The following is an 8,910-nucleotide window of genomic DNA, read 5'->3' as shown; positions in this document are numbered from 1 at the left end:
AGCAGGCGAAGTGTTGACGACAGTCGATGCACCGGCGGAAGGCGCGACGTTAACAGTCGAAGCGACCATTACCGATGCGGCGGGTAACGTGTCTGATAAAGGCACAGACAGTGCGAAACTGGATACCGATATCAGCAAACCGACCATCGATCTGGTTGCGTCGAGCGACAGCGGCGACAGCGACACAGACAACCTAACCAATGACAAGACGCCGACGTTCTCGCTGGGCAACATCGATGACGATGTGGTGGCCGCGGGTATCGTGGTGCTCAAAGACGGCGTTGCCCTAGAAGGCACGCTGGCCGAAGAGCAAGACGGCACTTGGAGCTTCACGCCGAGCGCCGACCTGGCGGATGGCACTTACGACTTGAGCGTAAAAGTGACGGACGATGCGGGCAATAGCGCGACGTCGGCCGAGCTTGAAGTCATCATCGATACCGAAGCGGCGGCGAGCATTACGATCGACCCAATCACAGCGGACAACACCGTGAACGCGGACGAAGCGGATGGCAAAGTGGTCATTACGGGTACCGTTGGCGGCGACGTGAAAGCGGGCGACACCGTGACCTTAACGGTGAGTGGCGAAGCCTACACAGGCGATGTGTTCGCAAACGACGAAGGCGACTTGGTGTACAGCATCGAAGTTGACGGCAGCGACCTGGTTGATGATGAAGATACGCGCGTAGAAGCGAGCGTGACGACCTCAGACGACGCGGGTAACGAAGCGACGGCGACGGCGGACGCGACCGACGGCGACTACGATGTTTCTCCTATCGCCAACGACGATACATACACTCATACTCACGGTTTATCAGGTGCTTATTACGGACACAATAGTCAAGTGAGCAGTGTAGCGACGGCCCTCTCAGTGATTAACGCGAGTGACCCGGATGTAACCTTTTCTGCAACTGATCTCGATTACTCTCTGAGCGTGAAGAGTGGAGTTGATGATGACGCTCAATTGAGTGACTTCTTAGGTGACGACGCGGATAGTATTTCTGGTAATGTTCCTAACGGTACGACCGATGGAGTGTTCAATTTAACTGGGGCCATTTATTTAGATGAAGGGGAATTTGCGCTTAAGGTGAATGCTGACGACGGTTATTCAATCAAGATTGATGGCGTTGTCGTTGCTGAAGTAGACAGTAACCAATCACCAACAGAGCGAATTCATAATGTCTTTGAAATCACTGATGCCGGTTACCATACAATTGAAATTGTTTACTGGGATCAAGGTGGAGACGCTGTTCTTGATGTTGATATCGGTCAGTATGATAGCGATGGAGATCTAATTGGTGACTTCTCTCCTTTGTTAGATGCCCCTACATTAAACGATGAACTTTGCACTGTTGAAGGGCTATTAACCACAATTAGTGCGGCTAGCTTGTTAGCGAATGACAGTGACCCTGATGGTGATAGTCTTACAATTCAGTCAGTAACTTCTGTTAGCGGCGGTACAGTGAGCCTTAGTGAGAGTGGTGATATTCAATTCACGCCCGATGATGGGTTTACTGGTGACGCGACTTTCACTTATGTAGTGACTGACGCAGACGGGTTGACTGATAGTGCGACTGTAACTGTTCATGTAGAACCAAAATCTAGTGGCTTGGTTGTAGATGCTGAACTTTTAATAAGTACACAAACACCCCTAGATAGTATTTTGGAATTAGTAGCTAATACTAAAGAAGGATTACAATCTACAGATATCGCGACAGAATCTGACGACTATTTAGTTTCTAATAGTGGGAACTGGATTGAAGCTTTAGGTGGGGATGATTTTGTCGAATATGGCAGTAGTTTATACCTTCAAGCTCAAGGTGGAAGTGGTGAAGACATATTGTTAGGGGGGGCATCAGTTGCTGATTACCTTCTTGGTGGTGATGATAATGATATTTTGTTGGGCGGTACAACAAGTGCTTCAAGTAATTTACAGGGAGAAGCCGGCGACGATATTTTAGTTGGTCAAAATATTAATGCTTCTACCAACTATGATGGAGGTACGGGCATTGATAGTGCTTATGTACCAGGCTCTTTATCTGATTTTACTGTTGTATATGAGAATTTGCCAAATGGTAGTCAAATGATTCTTATACCAAAGAATACTCCCGTAGGCCAAGCTCCAGCTAGACATGACTTTTATAGTATTGAGACGATATTTTTCGAAGATGGAAAATATCAATTTGAAAATGGTACATTAGTCAAGATATCAGAGTTTTTTGAGCTTAATTTGAGTGTTGGGCTAAACGATTCTGACGGTAGTGAAGTGATCACCGAGGTTACTGTGAGTGGTGTTCCAACTGGTACAATGTTGAGCATCGGTACAGATAACGGCAACGGTACATGGACAATTCCTGTAGATGCATTAGATAGTGACGGTAAAGTTTCTGTTATGGTCGAAGCGCCCGTAGGATCGAATCCAGTGTTAACCGTCACAGCTGGTGCTCAAGAAGTTGACGCGCAAGGTGAACCCGTTGACCTACCTAAGTACGCTCAAGATGAAACAGGTTCTATCGCGATATCCGAAATTGATCCTAACGGCGATAATATTGTTAGCGGTGGTTCAGGTGACGATGTAGTGTTAGGTGATAGCGGAGGTACTATTAAAACTGTAGTACCAGGGTTGGATTACAACATAGCACTAATTGTGGATACTTCGGGCAGTATGGCCGCGCTAACTGATGGTACTACGCGAATTGAAATGGTTGAAGCGGCACTGAAAAACTTGGTTGAGTCACTTGCCAGTCATGATGGGACTGTAAACGTCAAACTTATTGCTTTCGATACCAATATCGAATTTAATTTTGAAGCGCAAAATATTACGGTTAACACCCCACAATATGAAGCTTTGTTAGATAGTATTGATACACAGTTAGTAGCTGGCGGTGTTACTGATTATGAGAAAGGACTATCGTTAGCAGATTCTTGGTTTGCTAGCATGACTAGTGACGATAGCGAGAATTTGGCATTTTTCTTAACGGATGGTGAACCTTATGTCAGTAGCAATAGTGAGATGAATGACGATGCATTAAAAAGTGCTCTAGAGGCATTTGCATCTTTATCGGAGAAGGCTCAGGTTCAAGCTATCGGCATTGGTAGTGACATCAGTGTAGATATTTTAAAGTTCTTTGATAATACTAACCAAACGTCAATGTCTGCGGTTGAGGGTTTGTATGAGTCATCTGTTTTATTTGACTTTGAGAATTCTCTTTCTGGAACTAGCACAGGTCAAGATAGCTCTGGCTGGGTTTATACAAACAGTGGCTTGTTATATGTGGAAGATTATGATCGAGGTAATGATGGTAATAAATCAGAGTGGACGAGTACCGCATTTACAGTTGTGAACGGGCAAATGATTGACTTTGAAGCTTCATTCTACGGTGGTAGTTTCGAGTGGGGGATTTATGATAGTTCGAATGATTTAGTTGCATCCGGAAGCGAATCCAGTAGAGCTTGGATGACACAATCAGTCACCAGTGACGCTTTGCCAGAGGGTCAGTATTATATAAAAATAAACTTTGATGCGAGCCAGTATAATCAGAGTAATGTTCGAATTGCATCAATCGCGCTTTTATCCCCCGTACTAGCGCCTTCTGGAGAAGTTCAAATAGTAAATACAGCTGATGAATTAGATGCTGTGCTTCAAAGAGGTGATGTAATATACGATATTGCTAATATGGGTAATGATGAAGTTATTGGTAATGAAGGTAATGATATTCTATTTGGCGATGCGATTAATACTGATAATCTACCTTGGGCAGAGAACGGTTTGATACGCCCTGATTCGTTACCTGATGGTTCTGGTATAGACGCGTTAACTTCATTTTTGACAGAAATGTCAAATGGTATCGAGCCTTCTGGATTAGAAGTATATGAATATATCCGTGATAATCATGAGATTTTTAATGTTGACGGAGACACGCGTGGTGGTGACGATACGATTGAAGGCGGTGAAGGTAGAGATATTCTCTACGGTCAAGGTGGTGATGACACCTTAATTGGTGGCTTAGGAAATGATATCTTAGTCGGGGGAGAAGGTGATGATATATTCAAGTGGGTAGATGAACCGCTTGACGACTATCGAGACGTTATTACTGACTTTGAAGTGGGCAGTGACCGTATTGATTTATCTGAACTCCTTCATGATGAAAATACAATGGATGATGTTCTTGAACATTTGTCAGCTAAGATTAGCGATAACAACCAAGACCTAGAGTTAACAATTACTAATGATCAAGGTTCTCAAACTATAGTGTTGCAGGGCCAAGCAAGTAATCTTAGTGGTTTTGACGTTGATTCTTCTGGTGTTTATTCCGGTGATGAATTGACGAATTTAGTAAATTCACTAATGACTAACCTACCAAACTCTTAATTCATGAATAACAAAAAGGGCCGAAAGGCCCTTTTTTAATAGATCTTGTTTGCTATAAAAGCTAGATTCTAAAGCACTAAGATTAAAGCACCTTACAAGCAAAACCTTTTAGGTAGAAACCTTCTGGATAGGCTGTATCTGTTAAGTGATCGGCTGCTTGCTCGAAGCGCTCGACAAATTTTACGGTTCTGCCTGCGTCTAGTGCCGCATCAGCAATGATTTTTTGGAATAAGTCAGCGCCCATTAAGCCTGAACAAGAATAGGTGAGTAGAGTGCCACCTGGTTTCAGTATTTGCATCGCAAGCATGTTAACGTCTTTATAGCCGTTCGCGCCAGATGTCAGGTTGTTCTTACTTGAAACGAATTTTGGTGGATCCATGATCACTACGTCGAACTTCGTGCCTTGGTCTCGGTATTCGCGAAGTAGTTTGAATACGTCTGCGTTTAGGAATACTGCACGCTTTTTCGAGATGTCGAACTCATTCAGCTCAGCGTTGAACTTAGCTGTATCAAGAGCTAATTGAGAAACGTCTGCATTGATTACACGCTTAGCATCACCTTTAAGGGCATACAGACCAAAACCACCTGTGTACGAGAAACAGTTAAGGACATCTTTGCCTTTAACGTATTTCATCGATTCTTTACGGCTATCACGTTGGTCCATATAGAAGCCCGTTTTATGGCCTTCGATAATGTTTACGCTGATTTTCACACCGTTTTCTTCAATGACCACTGATTTAGGTGGTTCTTCACCGTGAAGTACGCCAACAACTTGTTCTAAGCCTTCTTTTTTACGGACTGCTACGTCAGAACGCTCATAAATATTGCAGTCAGGGAAACATTCAATTAAAGCTTCAACAAGTATGTTCTTATTAAACTCAGCTCCGGCGCTAAGTAATTGGCATACGAGGAAATCTTGATATTTGTCGATTGTGATACCGGGAAGGCCATCAGACTCTGCTGCAGTAAGGCGGTAACCAGTTAGACCATCACGTTCAATGATATCTTCACGCAAAGATTGCGCGTCTTGAATTCGTTTTACGAAGAATACTTTATTGATTTCTTCTTTTTCAAATGTCCAAACACGAGCTCGAATTTGAGATTCCGGTGAGTAAGCCGCTTTTGCAAGCCACTGACCATTTTGAGTGTATACGTCTACAGTTTCACCTGATTTTGGCTCGCCTTCGACTTTATCGATACCGCGTGAAAATACCCATGGGTGTTTACGGCGTAGTGATTTGTCACGGCCTTTAGCTAGATGAATTGAAGGAGTCATAATTTACTCTGTTTGTTGAATTTGAAGGAGGGGTATGGGGTATTGTCGAGGAAGTACAGTTGAAAAGCAAATAAGAAAGGGCTGCACAAGCAGCCCTAGTAATGATTAATCAGCACTACTGGTTAGATATAAGTATTAAGCTTTGAGACCTGTCAGCAAACCTTCCATCGTATCACTTTGTTTACGAAGTTGGTCAACATTGGAATTACTCTTACTGATCATTTCACAGATGCTATCTGACTGATGACGAATCTCCTCAACACTTTGAGCTATGTTATCTGCAACAACACCTTGCTCTTCCGCGGCTGTAGCAATCTGAATACTACTGTCTGAGATAGATTGATTCTTTTCTGCTAAAGAGCCGATCTCGACATTCACTTCCGACATCAGTGTCTGGCCTTCATTAGCGTTGTTTACCGTTACTTCCATCAGTTTGGTTAGTGATTGGCTGTTACGTTGTAATGATTCAATCATGCTTTGGATTTCAACAGTTGCTTGTTGAGTACGACCTGCAAGGGCACGAACTTCATCGGCAACAACAGCGAATCCACGACCTTGCTCGCCGGCACGAGCGGCTTCGATAGCCGCGTTCAATGCGAGTAGATTGGTCTGCTCTGAAATGCCATTGATGGTTGCGACCACCTCATCGATCTGCGCCGCGTTGGCATCAAGCTCTTCTACTGCTTGTGAAGCGGATTGGATCTCTTGAGATAGGTTAGAGATAGACTCCAATGTGTTTGAAACTTTTACTTGACCGCTCTGGGCCACGCCGCGAGCGTCCATCGTTTGTGAGCTAGACTCATGAGCAAGGGTAGCGACTTCACGAATTGTCGCCGCCATTTGTTCCGTCGCACTTGCCAAACTATTCAGGTGTTCTTGTTGATTACCTGAAATATCTGAGCTTTGTTGTGTTGACTGATTCAAATCCGAACTGATCTGTTGCATGAGTGCGACAGACTCTTGGATTGATAGAACCATATTTTGCTCACGTTCGGCAACCTTATCAATAGTGATCGCAATTTCGCTGAACTCATCACGAACTAAGAAGTAGTTCATACGGCAAGTTAAATCACCATTGGCGAGAGTGTTCAATGCTTTGTTCATGGAGAACATCGCTCCGCCAATGAAAGTCATGATGTAATAAACGCCAAGCGCAATTAAGGTCAGAGTAACCGCAATGATAGAAACTTGCTTTGTAGATAAAGCCGACCATAGGTTTTGATCATGGTTTGCGACTAAACTGAACGCGCCGTTCATCAATGAAACGGATCCCGTACCATAGCCTAGAGAAATGCTTTCAGAATGACTAACAAGCTGAGCGACTTGATCTTTAGTGAGTTGGCCTGCTTCGATAAGGCCTTTCATCAAGAGCATTTCTTCTTGATAAAGGTGGGCAAGTAAAGAGTCCGCTGCGCTATCTAAAACGAGAGTTAATATCACTAGGGCGAGAAGAGGCAATAAGAAGAGTAGATAGAACTTTTCTTGGATTTTTAGGTGAATGAGATATTTGTCAATCCAACGAAATGGGATTTCTTTCATAATCGTTATACTCGAAGTAAGTCCACCAATAAGCGGTGAATGAATAGAATAGCAACTATATCATTCATATAATTTATGAGGCAACGTTATGAAAAATTCACAATGTATATTTGTCGTGTCGGGCGTCGTTCAATGTGTTGGTTTTCGCTATCACACCAGTAGACAAGCACAAGCTTTGGATATTTCAGGATACGCCATGAATTTGAATGATGGGCGAGTTGAAGTGTTAGCTGTCGGGGAGATGGAGCAGATTAATAAGTTGTACGCTTGGTTACAAATAGGACCTGCTAGTGCGACAGTCGACCATGTTGTCAAATATGATGTTACAGAAGCAGATCTTAGAGTGGTACGTGTTGGCGAATTCAAAATACTGTAGTTAACGCACTACAGTATTGATATTGAGGGTTACCTTAAACAGCTAGTCTTTTACAGGCACTTTGCTGGTTTAGGTAAACCGGCAAGTTTGGTTGCTTGCTTCGCAGGACCTTTCTTGAATAACTTGAAAAGGTATTTGCTGTTACCTTTCTCTGGGCCGTGAGCTTTTTCCATCGCCTTCACAAGCATACGAACGGCTGGAGAAGTCTTGAATTCTTCGTAAAAGCTTCTTACAAAATGTACGACTTCCAAATGTGCATCAGTCAGTTCAATAGCTTCATCTTGAGCAAGAATTTCGATCATGCCTTCTTCCCATTGTGTGTAGTCCAATAGGTAGCCTTGAGCGTCGGTTTCGATTTGCTTACCGTTATATTCAAACATGTTTAGTCCAGAATCAAATTATACTATAAGAATAGGGTACATGACCCAGTTTACCTTACTCAATAGATATTGTAGTCATCTAGAAAAATATTGTACTTACAGGTATAAAAAAGCCCAAGAGATAGTCTCTTGGGCTTAAGTTTTCAACGCTAGGTAATTAGTCGTTGCTGTTCATAATGCCTAAGATGCTTAATAGGCTGATGAAGATGTTGTAGATAGAAACATACAAGCTGATCGTTGCTGAGATGTAGTTCGTTTCGCCACCACGTATGATGCTTTGCGTTGTTAGCAAGATAACACCAGTAGAGAATAGGATGAACATACCGCTCATTGCCAAAGATAGTAGAGGCATTTGTAGGAAGATGTTTGCAACCATACCGACTAGCAGTACAACGAAACCGGCCATTAACATACCGTTAAGGAATGAAAGGTCGCGCTTTGTTGTAAGAGCGTAAGCTGACGCTCCCATGAATGCCAATGCCGTACCACCTAGTGCCGTAAGGATGACATCACCCATACCTGCACCAACATACATGTTTAAGATTGGACCGATGGTATAGCCTAAGAAACCTGTAAACAGGAATGTGAAGACTAGACCCATGCTGTTGTCACGGTTCTTTTCAGTCAAGAAAAGTAGGCCGTAGAAACCAACTAGCATGATAATAAGACCAGGACGAGGAAGGTTCATCGCCATAGATACGCCTGCTACAACAGCAGACCAAAGTAGTGTCATAGACAGTAGTGCGTAAGTATTACGCAATACTTTATTGGTTTGCAGAGCACTTTCTTGAGATGCTGTGCGTGAAAACATAGGGCTGTTCATAATCTTCCTCGTAAGGTGACTTCAATAGTTATTAGTACATTTATGGGGGTGAAAGTTCGAAAAATCAAGTCTTTCATTCCTCTTGTATACCTAAAATAATAATCAAAATAGTCGGTTAAGTGTTTCTGAAGATGTAACAAATTATTT

Annotated in this window: 6 protein-coding genes; 2 read left to right on the top strand and 4 right to left on the bottom strand. The window is 43.1% G+C overall.

Going from position 1 to position 8,910, the window contains the following annotated elements:
- Positions 1 to 13: 13 nt before the first annotated feature.
- Positions 14 to 4,369, top strand: coding sequence for an Ig-like domain-containing protein (locus tag L8S15_RS14545; protein WP_280573801.1), 4,356 nt, complete (start codon positions 14 to 16; stop codon positions 4,367 to 4,369).
- Positions 4,370 to 4,451: 82 nt separating this feature from the next.
- On the opposite strand, the gene L8S15_RS14540 is transcribed toward L8S15_RS14545, so the two are convergent.
- A complete protein-coding gene (locus L8S15_RS14540) occupies positions 4,452 to 5,645 on the bottom strand; it encodes a class I SAM-dependent methyltransferase (protein ID WP_016797718.1) in 1,194 nt (397 codons plus the stop codon).
- Between the two features lie 135 nt (positions 5,646 to 5,780).
- Entirely contained in the window at positions 5,781 to 7,184 is a 1,404-nt protein-coding gene (locus L8S15_RS14535) for a methyl-accepting chemotaxis protein (RefSeq protein WP_280573797.1), read from the bottom strand.
- 88 nt (positions 7,185 to 7,272) lie between these two features.
- Here L8S15_RS14535 and yccX point away from each other — a divergent pair, with 88 nt between their 5' ends.
- On the top strand, positions 7,273 to 7,560 hold the full coding sequence (gene yccX / locus L8S15_RS14530) for an acylphosphatase (protein WP_010440721.1): 288 nt from the start codon (positions 7,273 to 7,275) through the stop codon (positions 7,558 to 7,560).
- Between the two features lie 50 nt (positions 7,561 to 7,610).
- Here the strand turns inward: yccX and L8S15_RS14525 are convergent, their stop codons facing one another.
- Together L8S15_RS14525 and L8S15_RS14520 are read right to left on the bottom strand one after the other, a co-directional pair.
- Entirely contained in the window at positions 7,611 to 7,940 is a 330-nt protein-coding gene (locus L8S15_RS14525; protein WP_004733621.1) for a TusE/DsrC/DsvC family sulfur relay protein, read from the bottom strand.
- 157 nt (positions 7,941 to 8,097) lie between these two features.
- On the bottom strand, positions 8,098 to 8,763 hold the full coding sequence (locus L8S15_RS14520) for a Bax inhibitor-1/YccA family protein (RefSeq protein ID WP_016767698.1): 666 nt from the start codon (positions 8,761 to 8,763) through the stop codon (positions 8,098 to 8,100).
- Between the last annotated feature and the right edge of the window lie 147 nt (positions 8,764 to 8,910).

The sequence above is a fragment of the Vibrio sp. S/42/10 genome, from assembly GCF_029890535.1.
Lineage (GTDB): Bacteria > Pseudomonadota > Gammaproteobacteria > Enterobacterales > Vibrionaceae > Vibrio > Vibrio cyclitrophicus.
The sequence above is the reverse complement of the archived record's forward strand: the minus strand, read 5'-3'. Positions and strand labels throughout refer to the sequence as shown.

Bases quoted from the DNA above. Each gene is read 5' to 3' on its own strand.
- L8S15_RS14540 (WP_016797718.1), bottom strand. From the start codon at position 5,645: ATGACTCCTTCAATTCATCTAGCTAAAGGCCGTGACAAATCACTACGC.
- L8S15_RS14535 (WP_280573797.1), bottom strand. From the start codon at position 7,184: ATGAAAGAAATCCCATTTCGTTGGATTGACAAATATCTCATTCACCTA.
- yccX (WP_010440721.1), top strand. From the start codon at position 7,273: ATGAAAAATTCACAATGTATATTTGTCGTGTCGGGCGTCGTTCAATGT.
- L8S15_RS14525 (WP_004733621.1), bottom strand. From the start codon at position 7,940: ATGTTTGAATATAACGGTAAGCAAATCGAAACCGACGCTCAAGGCTAC.
- L8S15_RS14520 (WP_016767698.1), bottom strand. From the start codon at position 8,763: ATGAACAGCCCTATGTTTTCACGCACAGCATCTCAAGAAAGTGCTCTG.